General features: G+C 42.2%; 15 protein-coding genes. 4 read left to right on the top strand and 11 right to left on the bottom strand.

Translation table 11 applies throughout. The annotated features are described in order from the left end of the window. Positions 1–340 precede the first annotated feature (340 nt). A complete protein-coding gene (locus GQS54_RS21960) occupies positions 341–2,083 on the bottom strand; it encodes a CocE/NonD family hydrolase (protein WP_166426059.1) in 1,743 nt (580 codons plus the stop codon). A 265-nt stretch (positions 2,084–2,348) separates the two neighbouring features. On the opposite strand from GQS54_RS21960, the gene GQS54_RS21955 reads away from it, so the two are divergent. Beyond that, positions 2,349–3,206 (top strand): M90 family metallopeptidase, encoded by an 858-nt coding sequence (locus tag GQS54_RS21955; protein WP_166426058.1) that lies wholly within the window; start codon positions 2,349–2,351, stop codon positions 3,204–3,206. Positions 3,207–3,347: 141 nt separating this feature from the next. Here the strand turns inward: GQS54_RS21955 and minE are convergent, their stop codons facing one another. The 4 genes from minE to GQS54_RS21935 form a co-directional block, all read right to left on the bottom strand. Next, positions 3,348–3,599, bottom strand: a complete 252-nt coding sequence (gene minE / locus GQS54_RS21950; protein ID WP_158768878.1) for a cell division topological specificity factor MinE — start codon at positions 3,597–3,599, stop codon at positions 3,348–3,350. After that, a complete protein-coding gene (gene minD / locus GQS54_RS21945) occupies positions 3,599–4,408 on the bottom strand; it encodes a septum site-determining protein MinD (protein ID WP_166426057.1) in 810 nt (269 codons plus the stop codon). Before minD ends, minE begins: the two co-directional genes overlap by 1 nt. Before the next feature lie 55 nt (positions 4,409–4,463). Further along, positions 4,464–5,195, bottom strand: coding sequence for a septum site-determining protein MinC (gene minC, locus GQS54_RS21940; RefSeq protein ID WP_166426056.1), 732 nt, complete (start codon positions 5,193–5,195; stop codon positions 4,464–4,466). Positions 5,196–5,666: 471 nt separating this feature from the next. Next, complete coding sequence (locus GQS54_RS21935) at positions 5,667–6,935, bottom strand: DNA/RNA non-specific endonuclease (RefSeq protein ID WP_166426055.1); 1,269 nt, start codon at positions 6,933–6,935, stop codon at positions 5,667–5,669. 427 nt (positions 6,936–7,362) lie between these two features. Between GQS54_RS21935 and GQS54_RS21930 the strand changes: the two genes are divergently transcribed. Continuing rightward, on the top strand, positions 7,363–8,322 hold the full coding sequence (locus tag GQS54_RS21930; protein ID WP_166426054.1) for a nitronate monooxygenase: 960 nt from the start codon (positions 7,363–7,365) through the stop codon (positions 8,320–8,322). A 596-nt stretch (positions 8,323–8,918) separates the two neighbouring features. On the opposite strand, the gene GQS54_RS21925 is transcribed toward GQS54_RS21930, so the two are convergent. The 3 genes from GQS54_RS21925 to GQS54_RS21915 form a co-directional block, all read right to left on the bottom strand. After that, positions 8,919–11,495 (bottom strand): M14 family zinc carboxypeptidase, encoded by a 2,577-nt coding sequence (locus GQS54_RS21925; RefSeq protein WP_166426053.1) that lies wholly within the window; start codon positions 11,493–11,495, stop codon positions 8,919–8,921. A 7-nt stretch (positions 11,496–11,502) separates the two neighbouring features. After that, positions 11,503–13,083: an amidohydrolase family protein gene (locus tag GQS54_RS21920; RefSeq protein ID WP_166426052.1), complete on the bottom strand. Its 1,581-nt coding sequence runs from the start codon at positions 13,081–13,083 to the stop codon at positions 11,503–11,505. Positions 13,084–13,151: 68 nt separating this feature from the next. Further along, complete coding sequence (locus tag GQS54_RS21915; RefSeq protein ID WP_166426051.1) at positions 13,152–16,178, bottom strand: TonB-dependent receptor; 3,027 nt, start codon at positions 16,176–16,178, stop codon at positions 13,152–13,154. A 691-nt stretch (positions 16,179–16,869) separates the two neighbouring features. Here GQS54_RS21915 and GQS54_RS21910 point away from each other — a divergent pair. Together GQS54_RS21910 and GQS54_RS21905 are read left to right on the top strand one after the other, a co-directional pair. Then, positions 16,870–18,585, top strand: a complete 1,716-nt coding sequence (locus tag GQS54_RS21910) for a Na+/H+ antiporter NhaC family protein (RefSeq protein WP_166426050.1) — start codon at positions 16,870–16,872, stop codon at positions 18,583–18,585. Positions 18,586–18,598: 13 nt separating this feature from the next. After that, positions 18,599–19,495, top strand: a complete 897-nt coding sequence (locus GQS54_RS21905; RefSeq protein ID WP_166426049.1) for a LysR family transcriptional regulator — start codon at positions 18,599–18,601, stop codon at positions 19,493–19,495. Positions 19,496–19,790: 295 nt separating this feature from the next. Here GQS54_RS21905 and GQS54_RS21900 read toward each other — a convergent pair whose 3' ends face one another. From GQS54_RS21900 to GQS54_RS21890, 3 genes are all read right to left on the bottom strand, one after another. Next, the gene (locus GQS54_RS21900) at positions 19,791–20,603 is read right to left on the bottom strand and encodes a nucleotide-binding protein (protein WP_166426048.1); all 813 of its coding nucleotides are present in this window, start codon (positions 20,601–20,603) and stop codon (positions 19,791–19,793) included. 159 nt (positions 20,604–20,762) lie between these two features. Beyond that, on the bottom strand, positions 20,763–21,662 hold the full coding sequence (locus GQS54_RS21895; protein WP_166426047.1) for a hypothetical protein: 900 nt from the start codon (positions 21,660–21,662) through the stop codon (positions 20,763–20,765). Positions 21,663–22,797: 1,135 nt separating this feature from the next. Beyond that, positions 22,798–23,442 (bottom strand): hypothetical protein, encoded by a 645-nt coding sequence (locus GQS54_RS21890; RefSeq protein WP_166426046.1) that lies wholly within the window; start codon positions 23,440–23,442, stop codon positions 22,798–22,800. Positions 23,443–24,110 lie beyond the last annotated feature (668 nt).

The following is a 24,110-nucleotide window of genomic DNA, read 5'->3' as shown; positions in this document are numbered from 1 at the left end:
TCCTCGATTATTATCAAAGACATTATTGTGCGGTGCAGAATTGATATCTAAAAGACGGCCTTTACGAGACGCTTACGTTTAATCTAGTATTTCAGTATCAAACTCTTATAGATAACAACAATTCCAACCGCCTCAACGATGTTAGGACGCCCAGTGTGTCGGCGACACCTTTTAGATGCTTTCATTGCGTAAGATGTTAATGCGATGGCTATCGATATTGAAGACTTCAAGAGTGGGTTATATCTACTGAAATTTATATAAACCCTAACTGGTGAACTAAAAAGTGTGAGTGAGCCGCAGGGCCACTCACACATCACCGAACTGCTTTGCTTCGTTCTCGTTATGGAACGATTGGTAATACTATTTTTGAAGGATATTTTTTGCTCATATGAATGGTCTGATTCGCTATTTTCATTTCAGAGGTCTTTGCAAAATCAGCTCCCGTGTTTAGGTTTCTAGCTAAGCGAGGAAAATTACTACTGGTAATATCAATTCTTATACGGTCGCCAGGTGATAATTTATAACTGGTTGCCCACATATCAATTTCGTACTTGTAAACCTTGCCTGGCTCGATCAGCTTAGGCTTATCAAAACCTTCTCTATATCGAGCACGAATAACGCCATCGACAAGATTCAAGGCGCTTCCATCAGGTTTAACAATAATTAACTTAGCCATAAAGTCTGTATCAGGAGCACTGCTTGAAGCATATATTTCAGCACTAATCGGGCCTGTAATTTCAGTTGCTTGGGTAAATGGTTCGGTCACAAAGCGCAGGATATCTTCCCGTCCATCTAGCGGCTTTTGATCAAAAGGACCACGCAACTTAGCTGACATAATATTTCCGCCCAACGTCGGCACTGGGTCAGCGGGATCATAGTCATATTTCATACTGGCTGACTTAGCCGTTGAGGCCTCTGTAGAAAGTGTGCTGTCAGCATGAATATAGAATGGGCGATACGTAGTTCTCGCTAACGGCCATTCCTGCTCATCCCGCCAAACATTTTCTCCCATCACATAGATTCTGACTGGAGCCTCATCTTCTTTTAGACTACTGGGCTTAGCATCGCCTTTCATCCAATAATTAAACCATTCAAGTAGCATTTCGGGTGCATCTATAAGGGAGTTATCACCAAGCTGCATATCCCCAATTTTCGTTTGCTGATTCCATCCATGAGGCCACGGTCCAATAACTAGACGTTGTCCTTTTCTTGCTGTTTCAGTTGCGGCTTCTTCGGTCATTGTTTTGTAGCTACCAATAGTGCTCCGTAAGAAAACATCGTACCATCCACCGATATTCATCGCAGGTACTGCCATTTCATTGGCGCGCGCTTCCAAATTTAATGGTTTCCAATATGCATCATCTGACGGGTGATCAATCCAATCCTGAAAATGTTTAACGTTGAAACCAACACTTTCAGCTAATGTATCAAGTGGTAGATGCTTAATTTCCTTTACCCAATCGACTGGAAAAGACATATTTGTTTTACTACCCACTAAGCCGATTCCCCAACTCGCACGAGACAGCAATGAAAAAGCGCCTCCAGGATATGCGACATCACGATAGTAGTTTCCAGGACTTACAGCTGGAGCTATTGCCACTAAAGCGGGGTTGCGGTTCACTGCGGCGAGCCACTGAACCGAAGCTAAATAAGAGGAACCAAACATACCCACCTTACCGTCAGACCAAGTTTGCTCTGCGATCCAACTAAGCGTGTCGTCACCGTCATTTATTTCTTGAAAATATGGATACCATTTCCCATCCGAATCATACCGTCCACGGACGGATTGAAAAACAAGCGCATAACCATTTGAGGTAGCAAATTTTGCGTATTTTTGACGCCCGGCAGCAGAGCCATTGGTATATATATCGCGTATCAAAAGTGTTGGATAAGTCCCACCCTCTTTAGGCAGATATACATCGGTTGCTAACTCTATTCCATCTCGCATAGCGACTGGAATGTGGTACATAGCTTTAACAGTTTCGGGGAACTCATCACTATACTTAGCGAAGCTTTGCGCCAGTGCTACTGGCGATAATCCTAACGCCATTAAAAGGCCAAAAATTAGGTTACGAAATCTCATAAAATCCTCACAAGTTATATTTTTTATTAGGGTCCAATATTAAGGAGCAATAACTGGCGTTTTTCCGCTATTGTTTTAAGTAAACTTCAGCTAATTATTTTAATTAGCCTAAAAAAACCGAATAACATCAGAAATAGAAGAAAACCTAATGATTCCAAAATCCGCCTCAAAGTGAGTCACTTGCAGTAAATGTCAACTTCTTCAAGCCCAGTACAACATTACTTGATAAGCTAACCACTTATGTAAAAACACCAACAGGGCCCTTATGCGCCAAACTTTGATTTATTGTTTACTGAGTATTCCCATATTAGTGATGGCTGGCTGGTTTTATCTGGATAAGCGTAATGTAAAAAAACGTAAATGGAAGCGCATCACGTTACAAGCGCAGCCATTACCTGCCGAGTATTTACATATATTACAAGCCGAATTTCCTTTGTATTCACGCTTACCCGATGAACTACAACAAAAGTTAGCGGGTCATATTCAAGTGTTTTTAGATGAAAAAGATATTCTCGGCCGAGGTGGCTTTGAAATAACTAACACTGTGAGAGTGTTAATAGCGGCTCAAGCTTGTACGTTAATACTTAATCGCCCTGGCAATTACTACCCCGGTTTTCGTAGCATTTTGGTTTATCCAGAAACTTATGTGGCAAATAGCACGCACAGAGACGGTATGTTGCAGGTGACCGCGACCAGTACTCGCGCAGGGGAGTCATGGCAGCGAGGTCCGGTTATTTTGGCATGGGATCACGTTTTGCAAGGCGCGCGCGATAGCCGCGATGGGCATAATGTAGTCATGCACGAATTCGCTCATAAATTAGATGAAGAAAATGCCGCTATGGATGGCCTGCCCTTATTACCCACTGCTGGTCAATACAAGCAATGGTCTGAAGTATTAAGCGCAGAATTTGGCATACAGCAACAGAAATTAGCGGACGGTGATGAAGATGTTATCGATAGTTACGGCGCAACGTCCCCGGCCGAATTTTTTGCGGTGGTAACTGAAACATTTTTCGAAAAACCATACCAGCTAGAACATCATCATCCACAATTATATGCGCAATTTAAGCAATGTTACCTGTTAGATCCCAAAGATTGGTGTGACATAAAACACCCGCGCTAAAACACTAATAATAAGTTCTGGTGTGATATACGCTTCTTGGTATTCAAGGCATGGTTAAATCAGTCATACCATCAACGTAAAGCAGTTAGAAAGTGGTATCAACGTTCAGGCGGATACCCACTCTCGTTTTAACGTTACGATTTACTCTGGCAACGTAATGTTCAATTCCAGCACCGAACAGTCATCACTGTTTTCTAACTGAACCGTCACCTGATCTTCATCGATATTCACATATTTGCGGATCACGTCCATGATCTCTTTTTGCATCAGCGGCAGGTAATCCGGCTGCTGTCGCTTACTGCGTTCGTGTGCAACAATGATCTGCAAACGCTCTTTTGCAACAGATGCCGTATTCTTCTTTTCTTTCTTTAGAAAGTAATTAAAAATGCTCACTATTTTCCTCCTAGTAGCCGCTTCAGAAATCCTTTTTTCTGTACTTCAAGAAAACGATGTTCAACTTCTTCGCCTAATAAGCGCGATACGGCATCAAGATAGGCCTGACCCGCTTCTGACTCTTGATCTAAAATTACCGGTGCACCTTGGTTAGATGCCTTTAGTACGGCTTCTGATTCAGGAATAACACCCAATAATGGTACGGCTAAAATATCTTCAACATCGGCAACGCTTAACATCTCAGCTGCGGCCACACGCTCAGGATTATAACGGGTCAAAAGCAAATGCTCTTTAACTGTGCCGCCCTGCTCTGCTTTAAGCGATTTACTCTGCAATATACCAATAATACGATCTGAGTCACGTACCGAAGAGACTTCAGGGTTCGTCACAACAATCGCTTCATCAGCAAAATACAGCGCCATCTGGGCACCCTGTTCAATACCTGCAGGCGAATCACAAATGATATATTCAAAGTCTTTAGCCAAGTCGGTCAAAACAGTTTGTACGCCTTCCATAGACAACGCATCTTTATCACGAGTTTGTGAGGCCGGTAGAATAAATAAACCAGGTGTGCGCTTATCTTTGATTAGCGCCTGATTTAATGTGGCTTCTTTTTTTATCACGTTAACAAAGTCATACACGACGCGTCTTTCACAACCCATAATTAAATCGAGGTTACGTAAACCGACATCAAAGTCGATCACGACTGTTTTAAAACCACGCAGAGCCAAACCAGTTGCAATTGCCGCACTCGTCGTTGTTTTACCCACGCCACCTTTACCGGACGTTACTACAATAATTTTAGCCACTTAAATCCCTCAATAACTGTTTTAATCAACCCATTGTTAAACTATGCGTACAACGCTAAATAGCTTCGACCTGAATGGATTCACCGTCTAAAAATACTTGTGCTGCTTCTTTCCAGCAGAGCTCTCGTAGTTTTTCATTTAATATAAAATATCCAGCAATAGAAACAAGCTCAGCTTCCATCTGACGACAAAAAACTCGCGCATTTGTATCGCCTTTGACTCCCGCTAAAGCTCGTCCTCGCAATGGACCATAAACATGTACATGACCATCAGCTAACACTTCAGCCCCTTGGCTCACCGCAGCCATAACGATCAAGTCACAACCTTCAGCATAAATCTGTTGTCCAGAACGCACGGGCTTCGTAATCACCTTACTGGGGCGATACCCAAGTTCTTTTTCAACAAGTTGCTTAACGGGTTCAACTTGGGCTGACTTGCTCTGGGCCGGTTCAGCTTGAATGTCGGTGCTGCGGGTTTTGGCAGAAGGCAGAGATGCAAGGCCCAAACCCATAACGGTATATTTCAATTCAAGCGCAGCGCCACGACACGCAATGGGCTGTAAACCCATATCGCGACAATCAGCGACAATTTTCTCTAATTGCTCATCTTTAAGCTCACCTTCAAAAGAAGCGAGGTTGAGTACAAGCGGAGAAGCATTAAAGAACTGGGGTGCGGTATTAATTTTTTGCTTTAACTGGGCAAGAAATAATTCCGCTGAATAATCGTAAAGATCCATAACCACCGCAGTAAACGCGGTGCCTTTCATCTGAAAACACACATTTGCCATTGGGCAACCTTAACCTACGAATAAAAAACTAATTCACTATCTAACTCATCTGCCTCAATTTAGCGTGCAGTTGAGGACAATCATCTGAAAGCGACGAAATCTGGACGACACTTTAGCAAATAGACTCAGCTTCAGGAAATGAAACTAACAACAGATTGACAAATTGTTGACCTAAGTACAAAAGTACCGGACTTACTGGGCTATAAAGCGATAATGGCGAGGTATAAAGTATTATTTAGTATGAATTATGCGACATATTCTGCCGCAATCATTCCCGTGCGCCATGCTATTTCCTACCGTTTCCAATAGGATATTCCGCGCCATTGCTCTTTGGCTGTCACTTTGCGCAATAGCGCAATTAAACGTCCTCTAAAAATATGGTAAGCAAAGAACTAGCCATATTTACCAGATTTGAATCCTGCAGGCACATTAGTAAGCACGCACCGTCAAAAGACCTCTGTGTTTTACCTGCTAAACGTTTAATTCAAGCGTATCCCTTGGTGATAAAAACAGTACAGGCGCGCCAGATATGACCATTTTTTCGGTGTAATTGACCCAATCAATTCGGTTTTCTTGATTATCAAACAGTTTGATCACGTCCCCTTTGTTGTTCAATTGAATTGAACCGAGTTGCTTGACCACTACAGATTCACCAGGCGCGAGTATTACTTTTTCAATAGTAACGGGCTTATCCTGATTGTCTGATAACGTCCAATCAGTAAGATCTACGTCCACAGCGCCCAAATTAATAAGGGCAATCCACTCACTGTCTTTGTCGCGGCCCTTGGGGTTAACCATTGCGGCACTAATGTAAATATCCACTACATCGTCTTTTACCGTCTGACGCGTACCTGCGGTATTTTGAATATCAGCAGGCTTGGCCACCTCTATCAGTTCTGGTATCAATATTGGCTCACCATCGACAACTTTAGGACCCGAAATATTGGTGGCAGTGGTGCAATGCCGCATCGGATTCGCATGATAAATTTCGGGTTCAAACTGTAATCCAGTCAATTCTTCGATGAAAGCAACGGTAGTTTGGTATGTCTGATTATTGTATTTCTTTCGGCCTGATTTATCAGCCACGGCTTTTTCATCTTGAAACATAACAAAAGCTCTTACTTCCAATTCGTCAGATGTGTTAATAAAGCAAACAATCTTAAAAAAACCAGCCGGTACGAGTGCTAAAGTATGGCCACTGGGATGCACACTACGATCGTAGTCCGCATAAAAAGGACCCGAAAAGGATGTTACTTTTCCGTCTTTGTCTAAGTTTAAATCGTAAACCCAGTCTTCCAACCCTAACCATTCATCTCGATTCAAATTGGCGTGTTGCAGACAAGCATTTGTATAATAAAAAGTTTCGTTAGAGGCGCGCTGGGCTTCAATAGGATTATCGCCCCACGCTGCCGTCGCACGTCGTGCCAAATGGCCTCGATCCCAATCGTTATTACGGTAATAGGCGTTGTCTAGCTGGCATGCTTTATTTATACGCGTGTCAATACGCCACCGATCGCTGCGACTAGTTTTTTTAAATTTGGCTTGGTCAATATTTAGTGCAACGTACGTAGCTGAACGCCTTTCTTCAGCACCATTCATAACCAATGAGTAGTGAACATAATCAGCGATATAATGATTAGAAAGCTCATCATCACGCACAATATCCACATCAAGATAGGGCGCAAAACTCGGCAACGGCAAAATGTAGTTATCCAAGAAATTAGGATCATAAGCACTCATAAGCAAAACTCCTGTTGAACATGGCACGGGAGAAGAAAGCATAAATCCAACGCTATAGCTGCATTGCTCAGCAGCAAGTATAACGCGAGGGAGCAAGCGCTCTCCTCTTGGACTAAAAAATGCTCAACGACCTTAAGTAAAGCTTATAAATCATTATCTGAATAATATTTCATCGGTGAAGAAAGCGCACCAGGAGCCCAATCGTCGTTTTTAGAAGGGTGTGGAAATAAATATAATGATAACGGTTTATATAAATTACTCGGTAATTTACCGTGTAAACGGCACTTAATACGGTGGTGTTCAATCGTGCAAAACCCACTAGCGATAAGCCAATGACTAGCCACTCTATTCATGAAAAAAAGTACCATTGTGATTAGCTAATCTATAAAACTAATATTCTAATAGTAATAGATCGCAAAGGATCAATATGACTGACACCATCGTCAAAACACCCATCACCGATATGCTAGGCATTGAAAAACCTATAATTCAAGCCGCTATGGGTTGGATTGCCCGTTCACAACTTTCGTCTGCAGTTTCTAATGCAGGCGGTATGGGCATTATTGAAACAAGTTCTGGGGAACTTGATGTAATTCGTGAAGAAATTTTAAAAATGCGTGACTTAACAGACAAACCCTTTGGTGTAAATATCGCCCAAGCATTTGTGCGCGATCCTAAAATTCTCGACTTCATCATTGATCAAGGCATTAAATTCGTCACTACATCAGCAGGAGACCCAGCAAAATATACCACCAAGCTCAAAGAGGCTGGCCTGACCGTATTTCATGTGGTGCCTAACCTAAAAGGCGCGTTAAAAGCCGTTGAGGCTGGGGTTGATGGACTGATCGTTGAAGGCGGTGAAGGCGGCGGTTTTAAAAATGCTGATGATGTATCAAGCATGGTGTTGATTCCTCAAGTTTGTGAAGCTGTAAATGTGCCTATCGTTGCTGCTGGTGGCATTATGGACGGGCGCAGTATGGCTGCGGCCTTCGCACTTGGAGCAGACGGCGTATTAATGGGTACTCGTATTTTAAGCGCCATTGAAAGCCCTGTTCATCAAAACTGGAAAGACGCAATAATTGCAGCTGATTCTACGGATACGCTTTTTCTTAACCGTTCAGGCCCCGGCCCAGCATTAAGAGCACTGCGCACCGAGCGCTCGACACGCATATTAAAAGAAGGCTCGGATAATATTTTCAGCGAGTTTCAAGATACACAAGCAGTCTACTTTGGCGGCAATCTAGAGGCAGGGATCGCACTAACAGGTCAAGTGGCAGGCCGCATAAAAGAAACAAAATCAATACAACAAATATTCGATGAAACACTCACCGAGTTTGGTGAGGTAACAGGTCGTTTAGCCGAACTTAGCATGAGATTTAACAACTAAACGTTGCATCTAAATTAAGCTGGTTTACTGGGTAAATAAAAATACCCAGCTAAACGCTAAAAGTATGTTGAATAATAATCGTCTCTTATATTCGTGATCGTTGATACCATCCGCAGTATTCAGCTTGATAAACAGACACACATATCATCAACTTATTCTTTATATACTAAAAGGGTCCTGTGTTTTCATAGGACCCTTTTTGCCATAATACCCACACAGAAGATCGTTGTTATACCAACTCCATTAAATAATTAGCCACTCAGCGAAAATTTAAGGGGACTTAATCAAGGCGCTTGAATGAAGTAATAGTGGTTCTCTTTCGAGTTCGAGCAACGCAGAGAAAGTCCCCTTAAAATTCGCCCGGAGGGAATACCCCTGCGGGTTCTGTACTACGTTCTCGGTATTTGAAAGGGAACAACCATTACTGTACACCGACGCCTTGTCCAAAACCCGCAGGATGTATTCTGAGAGGGCAATTGTTTAATGGAATTGGTATTAATCCCCATAATGCAAGTACCCATGCCTTTGAGCTCACATATTAAAAGTGACAGAACAAAACGCTGCCACACAATACTGGTTTAATGAGCAAACTAAGATCAAAACAGACCGGAAAAAAACAGACTATTAAGGAACAGTTTTTCGGTGCCGTAAAAATAGCCGCGAAAATTAGGATCGTCGCTAAATAAAATTACACTACCTTTGCCTTTAGTTTGGGCAACCAACATCGCTTTACCTGCTAACTGTTGCTGATTTTCCTGTGAAGCATAACCAGTGAGTAAGGCATTTTCTGGAATTTTAACCACGGTGGCATAAGGGTTTGTTGGTGGTTCAAATGCGAGAAGCCCGCTGCGCTGGGTTGCAATGGCTCTGCGTGCATAGCCATAACCGATTGGATGCGTGTTATCCAAATCACCTGACATAATGGCACCGCCAATAATGTCTTGGGCTTTAACATGATCTTTTTCGCCATAGTCGATACGTTTTTGCAGCGCTTTTTCACCCGCTTTAATATCAACTGTTTCCACGTTAAGTATTGCTTTGGCTGCCCATTTGGCTCCATCTCCAATACCCACCAGCGAGCCACCACCTTTGACCCAATTCTCGATGTTTAGCGTCACTGCATCGCTGATGTCGGCATACTTACCATCGACCAACACAATATGGCTATAAGGCTGTAAATCCATGTTATTTAAGTCGCCCTTGGTGACCATCACGACAGGCATTTGCATACGTTTATCGAGTAAATGCCAAACCTCACCAGCTTGGTATTGCGACATACCAGGGCCGATAACCAATAGCACCTTAGGCATGGTAACCGCTTCAATATAATTGCTGCCCAAGTCCATACCAACACTTGTGGTGTGCGAGCTATCAAGCGCAAATACCGGCACGCCGTCAACCGTCGCAGCCTGTTGCATTATGTGCGCTAATTTATCGCTATCAGCCTCATTTTCGATGCCCCCTTGCCATCCAACCGAGACCATTACGCTGCCCCGACCAAATGTATGTTCCCCTTGGGCGGTTTGTGCTTTAAAAGGCGCACGGGCAATGCGTGGTAAAAAGCCTGCGTCTAGTAGACGATACAACACCTTTGGCGCGTAGTAATGTGACCAATCAAACGCATAGGCAACGTTAGCTTTAGGCGGCGCAGAAAACGTTGGAAACACAGGGCTAATTGCGTCGCCGACTTTGTAATTACTACGAGTCAAAGATTCAAATTCGATGCCGAAGGCTAAGGGCATCGTCCATCCAGATACGTCATAAAAGGTATTATTTTCAAATTTGGTGATTTTCTCGAATAAGCCTTTAACCATTGCATAGCTTACCTGATCAGTTTCCACAACATAGGCTTGCTGCGCTTTAAATGTCGTATCTTTGATGGTCAAATCTTTCGTTAATGGTTTAACCTTAATCCGATTTCGTTCAAGCAACTGCAAAAAATGGAACAGTCGAGCGGGATCTTCTGGGGCAGCAAATACATAACCTTTGATATCGTCTTTATCTGCATATTTACTGCTATTTTTAGCAAAATCTCGTTGATACGCTAATAAACTCTGACGTTTTTCCACGGCATTATTTAACAGGGCTAAGCCTACACGATAGAACGTGCGGATATTGTCACGAAATGACAACACACCTCTTGGTGTCTCCAGTAAACCGCCAGAACTAGCTTGCTCAAATAAAATCCCCAAGCTGCCGTACATCAAAGGATAAGTCGCGCCTTTGCCCAAATAAAAATTGTCATAGGACTCTTCGTTAAAATATAAGCGTGCTTCGCTATCCATGAAATCACGAGGACCCTGCACAACTTCACTTAGCAAGGTCATGGCTTTTTTATCGATTAAAGGGTGCACCCTATCTGGTGCGCCAGGATGAAAGTAGAATGACTTGTAAGAGCGCATCTCATGAAAGTCAGCCACAATATTGGGACGCCATTGATGGAACTTACTCACCCAAGCAACAGGCTCCGGTTGCTGTTGCAACATCCACTGGCGATTTAAATCGAACCAATAATGATTAGTACGCCCAGCCGGCCAAGGTGACCGATGCAGTACATGATTAGGATCACTCACGGCAACGTCTGATGAATATTGCCAGTTCCAGCCAGATTCTCGTGTATTACCGTCAGGATTAAAGCTAGCGGTCAACAGAATAATACTGTTATCAAGTAGAGTATCCATAGCGTCGCCCTGAGCGGCAGCCAAGTGATAGGCTATTGGCATGGCTGAGTCGGTAGAGCTAACTTCACCACCATGTACACCAAAGTTAATCCAACTAACCACCGGCATTTCAGCCGTTGATATTGCCGGTTCACTGGTATCTTGTTGAGCCAGATGTTGTAGACGGATCTGCTCGAGTTTTTGCTGATTAGCAAGTGAGGTAATCGTTAAGGTGACAATTGGACGATTTTCATTGCTGTAGCCAATAACGTCATATTTGACTCTATCTGACTGGCTTGCAAGCTGCCGAAAATAAGCAATCATCATATCATTACGGGTCATATGCTGACCTAAATCATGACCTAAAAATACCTCAGGAGGGGTAACTGCGCTGTCGAAAATACTTGACGGCGCATAAAGGGAGTCTATTTTCGGCGCAGATTGTGCCTGGAAACTGATCACTAAAACAATGCTTAGCGCTAGCGTTCGCAAAGATGACAATAATTTACACATAAATACCTTACGGAGTGTTTTGAGACTGACGAATAACTTGCCCTGCAAGCATCTTAGAAGCCTCGTTTCTAGCAATCACTACTTGCCCATCAATCAACAACCATTCAACCCCTTCGCTGAGCAGTTCTGGATGCAGATAATCGGCTTTGGGCTTAAAACGATTCCTATCGAAAATGACGATATCAGCAATATTACCAGTCTTGAGCGTGCCACGATTAAGCAAACCAAAAGTAGTCGCCGGCACGGTACTGCTTTGTGCAATAAATTGCGCAATACTCAACAACGATTGTTGTTCAACATAGGTAGCAAATTTTTTCGGAAACGTTGCATACTTCCGTGGGTGACCAGTACTGCCGTCTGAAGAAGTCATTACCCAAGGTTGCACCATAAAGGCGTTGATATCTTGCTCAGACATGTTGAAACTTGCCACTCTTGCATTACCCTCGATAACGATTTTACGCGCTGCGTCGATAGGTGACATCTGCCACAAGTCAGCAACTTGTTGTAAGTTTTTACCTCTGATATCCGGACGTTTAGGATCGCTAATTAACAAGGATTCAGCACCACCACGACGGCGTAAGTTCTCTTGCATCGCCACTTTAAGATCTGGCCATGTTGCTTCATCTTGCATTCTGGCTAAATAGGTTTGTGCATTACCCGCCATCACTTCCCGTGGCACCAAGCTGCCCGCAATACTCGTACCTGAGGCCTTCCAGGGGTATTGGTCGGCGCTAACGTCGACTCCATTCTGGCGAGCTTCGTTAATCATGTCGATCACCTCCGCACTTTGCCCCCACACATCCACGCCTAACGCTTTTATATGGGCAATATGAACCGGAATATGGGCTTGTTCACCTATGGTGATCACTTCTTGAATGGCAGCCACTAAACCAATACTGTAGCTACTTTCATCACGAATATGGCTGTCGTAAACACCATGATAACGAGCCGCCACTTTCGCCAGCTCTACCACTTCACTAAGATCCGCGTAATTTCCGGGTACATAGTATAAGCCCGTTGACAGCCCAAGTGCGCCAGCCTGCATGGCTTGTTCGACCATGGTTTTCATTTGCGTTAGTTCGTCATCGCTAGCGGGGCGATTTTCCTTACCCATGACCGCTTTGCGCACCGAACCATGCCCAATATACATGGCCACATTAGTGCCAATACCCTGCGCTTCATATTCAGCAAACTTGTCAGCCACATCAACCGGACCGCCCCCATCAACACTGCAGAAAACGGTGGTCACACCCTGAGTAGTGTAATTGAGATTAAGGTTAGTTTTGTCTTGCCCAAAATCGTTACAGGCATGGGTATGGGTGTCAATAAAACCAGGGGAAACGATGTTATCGCCCGCATCAATATACTGCTGGGCCGTCATATTTTCGGGCAATTTGGGGCCAACAAATACGATGGTTCCTTGATCGATACCTATCACACCTTCAATAGGTGCGCTATCGCCCCCCTGATAAATGTGTTTACCGGTTATTAATGTATCAATAGTTTGCTGAGGCTGACTGCAGCCAATCAGGCTTGATGCAAACGTGAATAAAACTGCCGAGGCAGCTTTAGAATAATTTTTAGGCATGTTAGGGCTACCATTTAGAAAAGAAGAAGGGCGACATTGTCGCCCTGTTTTATTTTACGCTCATGATACTAATCAAAGTTCATGCTTAAGCTCAGGTAAACATAACGGCCCTCTGCATTGTGCAAGCTTGCTTCGTAACCATAGGTTTCATCCGCTAGTGGCGGGGTTTTATCAAACATATTGCGCATACCTAAACGCACCCGCGTATTTTCGAAGGTACCTTGGTCAAACGTATATTGTCCGTAAATACTGAACGTCGTCCAACTGTCGACTAACCAGAATTCCCCGGTGTCGTTTTGTACAGCTCCCGTATCGTAAAATTCACCAACATATTTACCGTACAAGCCAGCTCCCCAGTTTTGATAATCCCATGTCAGGGTTCCACTGGCTTGCCATTCTGGTCTGCCATCCATTTGAACCAAATCACCGACATCATCTAGGGTTAACCCTAGTGCAGCTAATTGGGCAGATTCACTATCAACAGCTTGGAAGGCTTTAATGATTTTCGCGGCGTTAAGTTTAAATTTGAAGTTACCTAAGGCGGTATCTCTTAACTTATAATATGCACCTAAATCTAGTCCGGATGTTTCACGTGAGTCTAGGTTTTCAAACAGCCCTATCACTTCAACCATATCACCTACAGGGGCGAGACCTGAGCCTTCAAAAAAGGCGATATCATCGCTCGTTGCTTCACCACGAATGACATTCGGGTTGCTGCCGCCATTTAAACGCTGATAGAAATCTAAGTCGGCAATGTTTTGATAAGAACGTATACCCACTAGATCTTCTTGCTTGATATGCCAGTAATCTGCGGTAAAGGTGAGATTTTCAACAAACGTAGGGGTATATACCAAACCCAAACCATAGTTATAATCTTTTTCTGGTTTTAAATTTGGGTTACCTAAACGTATATTTGAAACACTGTCACTGCTGCTGCATTGGCTAAAACTATCGACATTCCCCTTATTGATGTCAGCCTGACAACGATAAAAATCGGTTGGATAGTTTACCCGTGACGTTACAGCTGTATGCAACTGTTCAAGATTTGGTGCTCTAAATCCTTCCGCATAAGACCCACGAATTTGCAGACTTTCAACGGGGAACCAGCTTAATACCGCCTTAGGTTTAAACACGTCTCCTACGTCATTATATCGTTCATAACGGCCAGCAATTTGGAAGTTCAATTGGTTAACAAACGGAATATCCATATCCGGACTAACTAAAGGCCCAGCCATCTCAACAAACGCTGATAAAATATTGCGAGAGCCATCAGCATTAGGTTGCGCGCTTGAACCCATTACATCCGAATCATAAGAAATACCGGTCACGCTATTGGTATACATCACCGTACCATTTAAGCGGTCATCATAATCATTTTCAAAGTTTTCATAACGCCATTCTGTCCCGACAGCCAAACCTACATTACCGGCAGGTAATGCGAATAGTTTTGCGTTAGACATTTTAAAATCAACTAATCCCAAAGCTGTTTCACCGGTGCGTTCAACATCAATTTTAAAGCTATCAATGGTGTCCTGAGAATTACAGCTAGCACCACAAAAAGTGTTATAGGCGCTGGCGTCTTGGCGATTCACCGCGTCTTGAAACAAGCTCAAGCTAATACGGTTAGCGGTGCTATCAACGGTTTTTGCAGCAGAATACAAAGCCGCACTATCCCAATCCCACTCTCCCTTAATCCCACGCGCGCCGCCCAACAAACGGTAAGAGGTATTTTTTACATTGATAGCACGAGGACCCGCATCTAAAGAGCGGTAGGCATCGATAGTAATATCCAATCCTTCGACTGGTATATCGTAACCCGCAAGGCGGTTAACACCACTTCCTAGAGGGTTCCAGTAAGCGGAATTTGCAATAGTAACGGGGGCAGAGGTCAGTGTGGCGGTTTCCGCCCGCTGGGAATTAGATTCAGCTCGGTAATAACCTAACTCGCCATAAAGCTCGGTATCATTACCCAAGTCGTGATTGAGGAAAATAAACGAATTAAGACGCTCTGTCTCAGGTAAGAATGTGCGCGCAGAGTTGGTATTGTATCCCTGAGTTGTCTTGGTAATACTGCCACTATCGATACATAAACCGTTTTCAAGTACGCACTGTTGATTAGCGTCAGTGCCATCTACTGGTTCAACATGAAAGCGGCCTGCTGAAGAGGTTAATCCATCAACAGCCTGACTGGCATCAAAACGCCCCCATTGCGTAGTAGTGGATGTATTGCGGAAATTAGTGTCCCCTTCCCATCGAGTACCCTCTAAAAACCGTGTTAGGTCTGAGTTAGAAGAGCGGTCAAATTCTGAGGCCATCACTTCTGACCCATGGTAGTAATTTACCGATACGGTGACGTTGGTCATACCTTCGTTTAAATCCCAACCTGCCAAAGCATTAAGATTAACTTTTTCTCGGCTGGTATTTTCAGCCTGTCCGTATTGCGCGTCAAAGCGAAATCCTGAAAAGTCTTGACGCATTTCTGTATTAACCACACCAGCAACAGCGTCTGAACCGTAAATGGCGGCAGCCCCATCATGCAATATTTCAACGCGGCCTATGCCTAATACTGGAATTGAGTTGATATTAACGGTCGTCACTGGCACTGAATTTTCAGTTTGTGAACCGGGGTGCTGAACTAAACGGCGACCATTTAGCAACGTCAGGGTATTGCCAGTGCCTATGCTACGTAAGTTAACAGAGGCCACATCTCCCCGTGATTGATAGACACCACTAACAACATCATTACCGTTAAAGTTTACACTACCATTGCTAGGAATAGAGGCGAATAGTTCAATACCAGAGGTAGCGCCAATAGCATCAATATCACTAGCGTCGATTAAAGTAACAGGTAACGACCCGGTTACATCAGACCCTTTGATGCTGGAACCCACGACGACAATTTTTTCGAGATCTTTTTCAGCGGCTATTTTTTTACGTTCAATTGCGCGCTCAAGCTCTGCTTGGTTATCCGCTCCTTCTACTGAATTTCGCATATCCTGAGCAGCTTGTGCTGACAAAGACATGACTCCAAACGAAACTAATATAGCCATGCTGAGCTTATTTAAACGATGATTTTGTGTGTGTAACATTGGCATGCCGCTCCTGTGTTTCCTGACTTCCTGATTTCAGTACGCTTATGTGCACCGATAATTATTGTTATATCCAGTATTACACTCGCAAAAAAATACCCCATAGCACAATTAACAAAACAGCCATGCACCATAACCTTGGGTTATGGATAAAAGGAATCGCTGCCATCAATAAGTTATAAATTAAACGTAAACTGCTAATATATATAAATAAATTAGTCATCTTTAGAAATAAACGGTTATAAACCGATATGCTTTAAAATCGAGGGTTCGTAAATTGACTGAAAATTTTTTACCTTGGCTTTGTTTCCCGACAACATTCTGAGCAAGCCACGAAATGTGGCAAAACCAGAAACTTCGCCAATCCTATTTCAGGTCGCAAATGTCTCACAGGGCAGCCTAAGCTGCCGCTGAATACACAAGAACATCATGGGTACTGGGTGCTCAAAGGAACGTTATAACCTAACGAGGTCGTAACAGTAAAAGCGAGAGGGACTAGTAAATTTGCCGTTAATGAAGATTTAATAAATAAAGTTCGTAGCAACAACCGTGTGTAAAACCGTCTTATCTAGAGCTTATTGCACCTATTTGACTATCAATACATAACCTAAGGTTATGGGTGTTTAGCGCTTTATTAAGTTACTCGACACGGGTGCCGTGCTAGCCTGCTTGTAGTCGAAATTAGCTTAATCTGATCATGCATTACAATAAAATCGCGCTTTATTTGTTTTTTTTATCCTTGCTCGCTGCATTCTATATTAATGTCGAAATCGATCCTCGCTGGCAAGAACAGCAGTACATCTACCAAACCTATGTTAATCAAAACGACGAATTGGTTTACAAACTCAATCAAAAAGAGATTTCCGTTGGACCCGTCGTTGACTATCGCGATTCACCGCTGCGGCAAACTGCTTTGGCCAGTAAGGGTAAACCTGCCCTGGATCAACAATGGGTTAAGATGCCCGATAAACGTTTATTATTACTTAAACCTAGCTTTCATTACGGGTTCTGGTCCTTGTTACCTGCTTTTATAGCCATTTCACTGTGTTTGCTTACCAAAGAGCCAATTACGGCCTTATTGGGCGGCACGATTGTGGGTGCGATTGTATTAGGGCGATACGATATTACTGACAAAGTATTATTGCCTAGTATCAGCTCAGACGGCGCTGCCACCATCGTACTCCTATACTTGTGGCTACTCGGAGGACTGATGGGCGTTTGGTCTAAAACCGGCGCTGCTCAAGCATTTGCCGATTATATGACAACGCATTTTGTGCGCGGCCCACGCTCGGCAAAGTTGGTGACTTGGTTGCTTGGCGTGATCTTTTTCCAAGGCGGCACTATTAGTACCGTATTAGTCGGCACAACTGTTAAACCTATGGCCGACAAGGCTAAGGTGAGTCATGAAGAGATGAGTTATATCGTCGATTCAACCGCCTCACCGATCGCCTCGGTACTGGCGTTTAATGCTTGGCCTGCTTACATCCAATCTTTGATATTTGTCCCTGGCGTGGCGTTTTTAGCCACAGAGCCAGATAGGATCCACTTTTTCTTTAGCAGTATTCCTTTTAGTTTTTATGGGATCATTGCAGTACTAGGCACTCTATTGCTGTGTTTTAACATTACCTGGCATTGTGGACGTCGAATACAACAAGCCAGACTGCGCGCTTTACACACGGGAAAATTAGATGCCGATGGCTCTAAGCCCCTAGATGGGAAAGAATTACATAAACCAGATGTACCAGCACATTACACGCCTAAGGTTTATGAATTTGTGCTGCCATTAGTCATTCTAATTGGTATTGCGATTACTACGTTTATCATCACCGGTTCACCCAAAGTAAACTGGGCTTTTGCCACCGCACTTTGTCTGTCGTGTGTTATAGCACTAGTTAAAGGCATGAGTTTAGACGAGTTGATTTCTGGTATAGGCAATGGATTTAAATCTGTCGTAGTGGCGTCCGTGTTACTTATTCTGGCTATTACCGTCGGGGGCATTAACAAAGAAATTGGTGGTGCCTTATATCTAATTGAACTGATAGGGCAACAATTACCTTTTTGGACGCTGCCAGTTATTTTACAATTGTTAACCATGATTATTGCATTTTCCACGGGCACGAGTTGGGGCACATATGCCATTGCGTTTCCGTTGGCAATGCCGCTAGCCTGGGCAATTGGCTCGACGCAGGGGATTGCACATCCCGAAATTTATATGGCGATATGTTTCGCGGCGGTACTTAATGGTAGTGTTTACGGAGACCAGTGTTCACCTATCTCTGATACTACAATACTAAGTGCGATGACCACAGGCTGCGATCTTATGGATCATGTTAAGTCTCAGTTGGTTCCTGCATCGATAGCCGCCCTCTGCGCAGGGATATTATGGACCCTGTCAGCCTTTTTCCTCGCCTAGAGATCTTATTGTTATGCGACTCAGACAAATCGAAGTATTCCACGCCATTTACACGACTGGCTCTATTACCAATGCGGCTAATTTGTTGTATGTGTCTCAGCCTTCGGTCAGTAAAGTTTTAGCCCATGCTGAGCTGCAGTTAGGCTTTATGTTATTTAACCGCACCAAAGGTAAATTAATCCCCACAACTGAAGCCAATTTATTGTTTAAAGAAGTAGACATTATATATAAACAGCTCAATTCAATTAAAAAAATGTCTGCAAACATTAAGCAAAGCGAACATGGTTTGATTGAAATTGCGGTGACGCCTGCGCTAGGTTTTCAGATTATTCCCAATACCTTAGCTAAATTCAAAGTCAAACATCCCAATGTGTCTATCAAGTTTAAAACCATGCATAACGATGAAGCGTTACAATCACTTTTGGAACATAAATGTGATGCGGCAATTCTTTACGCTTCTCCTAGTTTACCCAGCGTGAAAGAAGTCAGACTTGGCAAAAGTGAAATGGTCGTCTGTTACCCGAATAGTGTTTTTAGTGAGCAACCTAAGACTCTAACGCTAGAGGCTTTGGCCAATCAAGAATTGATTGGCATATGGGACAGTGGCCCCTTAGGTGCGCTAGTGTGGGAAAGACTCATCGCCAATGATATCCAAATTAACAGCACCTATCAGGTAGATACGTATTATATCGCCACTAAATTTGTCGACAAAAATCTCGGTTGTTGTACGGTGGATTATTATACTGCGTATGGGAATCAAACTGAGAACTTCAGTATCGCTTCGTTATCACCACCTATCGAATTTGACATCAAAGCTCTGTACCTTGAAAGCCGTCCCCTATCGCGTATTTGTTCAACCTTTTTGCAATATGTTAAACAGGAAATGACGGATTACGTGATAGCGCCTTGAGGCGCTATCAACCATGGGTAATAAAGGCAGAGAGATTGCTGTCTTCAATGAACTACGCCGCGCAGCTTAATTTAGCGAATGGTGCACTTCGGAGTTGAATTCGCTACCTCGTATTTAAGGAAACATATCAACGATTAGTCCCAGCGGGTAAGCCTAAGAAAGTGGCTATTATTGCGTGCATTAGAAAGATGGTTGTCATCTAAAATTCGATGCTCAGAGATGGGGTCATGTGGGAAGCGCCAAAGGCTACAAATTAGCTATTGACGCCATAGTCTCTTGTTAGGTTTTAATTACACTAGAAGAAAGTGTTAATTTTGTAACCACATGCAGTGAGTTCTTTTGCTACCGCATTTTTCCAACCAGAATTAGGATCTAATGGGACATAAACAACACCGCTAATATCATTAGGTGTTTCAATATCGCCTTTAACCAATGAACACACATTTTCTCTACCTAGCTTTGCCATTAGATATCCATGCTCAAAGACTACATTTTGTCTGGCTCTATTCTTAGGAGGGACATTTGGCTCATGTACGCCACGCCCATGATCACAACCAGTATATAAAACCAATGCAAAATCAGCATCGTTGGAATAGTGTTCTATTTTTTCAATTATGGTCATGCCTGCATTAGCCTGCTCATGCAGAATTATTGCCTCTAATCCAAGCTGCTCTATGAACCGACTAACTTCATATTTTGCTACATCATCACGACCGTGAACAATGAAAACCTTACGTTTATTTCTAGCAACGGTTGGAGCACTTACGGGTAGCACTGGAGCAGTATTATTAGTCTGTGTTTTTATAGGCGCAGGCTGCTGTCCAAACTCAAGTAAATCTAATAAAGGAGTAAATTGCTCTGAAATATATGTACGTCTTTCTGCATAAGTGCCGTACTTTTCTTTAATAAAGCCCCAAAAAGAATCTAAATTTCTATGTTGTTTAATCCAGTTAGGTAGCATGGATGCAATATTGGAGTTTTGTAAAAGTTTTCGTCGAAGAAATTCAAATTCACTATTTTCAGCAGACAATCCTGTAGCTCTTGCTGTTAACAAATTAGCTAGATAGCTTACCTTGTCAAAATCATTTTCCAAAAATTCAATACTCAAGTTAATTCCTTATAATGTGCAACCAAATCTGCTTTAAAGCCTAACGCCGCTATAAATGGCGCGTAGGTTGGCGCTGTTTTTGCGAGCTTTTTCGTTTTTAGCAAAAACCGCGACAGCCGTAATGCGTCCGTTTTGATTGCCTTGTTAGCTATGATTTCCCTAGCATGTACAGCAAACATCATACTCAACACTGATTACATTGCCTGGGCACTCCTCTCCAGGACAATCTCTACGCTCTACTGGATGCAAAGAATCGCACACAAAACAGAACAAATGTTCCGAATCAGGCTCATTAGGCCTCAATACAGCATAACGTGGTTCAATTGGATCGTACTTTTCACTTTCGTATTTGCACTCTGGGCAGAGATAGAGGCGCTGTTTTCGATCTATTTTGAAGAATCGCAAAGTTTCAACTGGCGTTAAGAAACTAAAAACGATTAAAAATTCTTTCGCAACTAGACCTTCTACGTGATCAGTATCGAAAAATACATGTGTCGCTGCTGAGTTATTAAGAAAATCTCTTCTTGTGGAGACAAAATTTTCATCGGTATAAAGGTATTCATGCACATCAAGAAGAATAGTCACCACGTCTTGCGCCGATACGTTAAGTTCTTTATCAACCGTATGCATGGCCTTGTTTCTTAATTTTCTAAGCCTTTCGAATAAAATAGAAAATCCAGAATCCAGTTTCTTCTCGTGAACCGTATCATGAACTCTAACCAAATCTTGGGCATCAATCGCTCTAAACTCTGAAAAGCTTACCCCTGTTCCATCATTGTCTTTAGGCCAGTCAGAATGATTCCCCGATATCAGCAAGTACGGACTAATCGTAACAAGCTTACCTTTTATCGCAAGCTCTACACCTTGCTGGGTAATGATTAGTGATGTAAGAATTCTTTGGCGAGCAGTCTCCCAAAATGCCTTTTCATCTTCTACATCTGCATAGCCTTTGGCTTCTTCGAGTGTAAGCAGAAATGAAATAACAATATCCCAAGCAAAATCGAATTGAGCTTTTGCTGCGGAATCGAACTCCTCACTTGTTGGAATATCCTTAATCATGATTTTTTAATTTCCCTTGAACTATACGGATCTGGCTAACACCAAATTAAGCGGCGTTGGCTGCTCTTGCCAATGTCCGCTTCAATTTTCTTGTTATGAGTCAATTTTCTTCAACACTGAAAATAATAATTGGCGTTTTCGAATTGATGTAATAAAAGACAAGTATGATGAAAAAAACATGAATGCACTTAGACCCAATAGGACAATATTTAGTGGCGTGTCATAGTATGTAGAATTGGCCATCTTTAGATAGAAGCACACTATAAGAATTAGTGCCGAGTAGACAGCAAAATGTATAGAGTGATGCATATCTCTATGGCACATGAAAGATAGCATAAATCTCTCATGTTCACTTTCCTCTAACTTATTGAATATTTGATCATATTTTTCTTTACGTACGTTCGACTTATCTCTCCACCAGTTTGAAAAAGCGCTTAAAAAGGTATCCAAATACGTTTTTAAAAAAGATGAACCAATATTTATGATAATTCCAATTAAAACTACCGAAAACCACCAAAAAGGTGATGTTAATGCTCCTTGTATATCTTGCATGTATTCCTCTATTCTTCGTTTGACTCATAACGCCCCAATATGCCGACGAAAAGAGCGCAGCGAGTTGAGGTCGGAATAATTGGTTTGTTATGTTTCACATCTCACCACCGCATAAAGCTTGATCGGGCCTGAATTGTGAATAAAGACAAATTAAGAAAAATTCTTCATTTAACTTTGCGTCTGAATCATATTCTTTAGCTTTTAGTTGCCTAATAGCACTAGCCATATAATTTTCATTTGGACGAAAGTCTGATTCTTTTTTCTGTTCTATATCTTCGACTCTAGAGAGTTAGATATTACTAACATTTATAGAGTCGTCCAAAGTAATACCAAATATCATGCCGAAGGACACTAATGGCACTTTTTTAGTTGTAGTATTCGTCGTCTGTGTAGATTGACATCCAACTAGACTTAAGCCGAATAATACAAACAAAGTAAAATTTCTCATCACTCTAATCCCAGATAATTGAAACATAACGCCGTTTTAAGTGGCAAATTGCAGTTGGCTAAAATAAGTGAGGCTCGAACAAAAAGCCAACTGTAATTTGTCCGACTTGAAAACCCTTTTTATACGGCATTAACACTAATTGCCGTAAAATTCATCGACTTGATTTGCCAGTTCTTTAATTGGTTTAGCACCGTCAAAGTACTCTGAACTTTTATTATGAAACTCAATAAAACCCAGTTTAGTTTCAACGTCGTATTCTCCAAGGGTCTCATCTAGAAATAGATAACCAATGTTTGCATAAGTTGTGTGCTCTTTCTCGCTGTAATTGTTAAAAAATAAAACGATACCCAATTTATCTTCGTTTTTATATATATTGTAATAAACATCATCAGATTTTATTGAAACACCACCAAAAGTAAGATCATTAAGTGGTGTTCTTCTAGGACGAAACTTTACGATTTTCCATTGTTTTAATTCCGGTGCTGATTTGAATAGTAACTCTACAGAAGGGAAGGATTTTTTTATACCATCCGCGCTTATAACAAACTCTCTTTTGCCATTTTCGCGAATAGAGCTAAATTCAAACGTAAGTTCAGGATCTACTTTAGAAAGCTCTAAAGATAATTTATCAAAAGTGTTTTCCGTATCTTTTTCAAAGTTGAAAATCATATCTCCATTGTTTTGAAACCATTTCCAAAAATCAGCTTCAACTGATGCATTTGCTTTTGAACCAAATATTGAAAGTATTCCCATAACTATAAATTTAACTCCGTGCTTCATAGTATCCTTGCCGTATAACGCCCTTTAATGGGCAAAATTTAGTTGGCTATAATGTGGAGCGGAGCGAAACCAGCCAACTGAATTTTGTCCACTCTAAACAGTTTGTTAGGTGTGCTTAAACTTTCCATACGAGAGATACGCAAAGAAAGGAAAGAACATTACTAGTCCGTCAATAAGCAACCTAAACATTGCATACAAGTACACGTTCGATTGGGTTTGAAACCAGTCATGATCAGTTGTTTGACTCTCTGAGTCGTATACAACAACACTTTTGAAAAATGGCCCAAAACGATTGCTCATTTTTAAATAATTTAGCGTGTACTTGCCATTCTTCGATGGGATTAATTCCCACAACCAGAAAAAATGTTCTGGACATGGTTGCCAATCACAAGCCAGTAACTTGTTTGAAGGCCACTCGCCAAATTCATTGAAATAATTATCAATTTCTAAAGCTCTGCTTTTAGTCCTCTGAACTTGCAGCCTTGTGTCATTTGCTGTTGTTTTAGCATCCGATACTAAATTACTAAAATCGAACGAGACGAGAAGCAAACCTACTAAAAAAAATGGTATCGAAATTATGATTAAAGCTCCGCGCTTCATTGCACACCTAACGAGGCTGTAGAATTTCTATTTTAGAAAAATCAGTCCTCAAATTTATTGAAAATTAA

This window comes from Paraglaciecola sp. 20A4, assembly GCF_011378905.1.
Lineage (GTDB): Bacteria > Pseudomonadota > Gammaproteobacteria > Enterobacterales > Alteromonadaceae > Paraglaciecola.
This window is presented reverse-complemented; position numbering and strand designations above follow the sequence as displayed.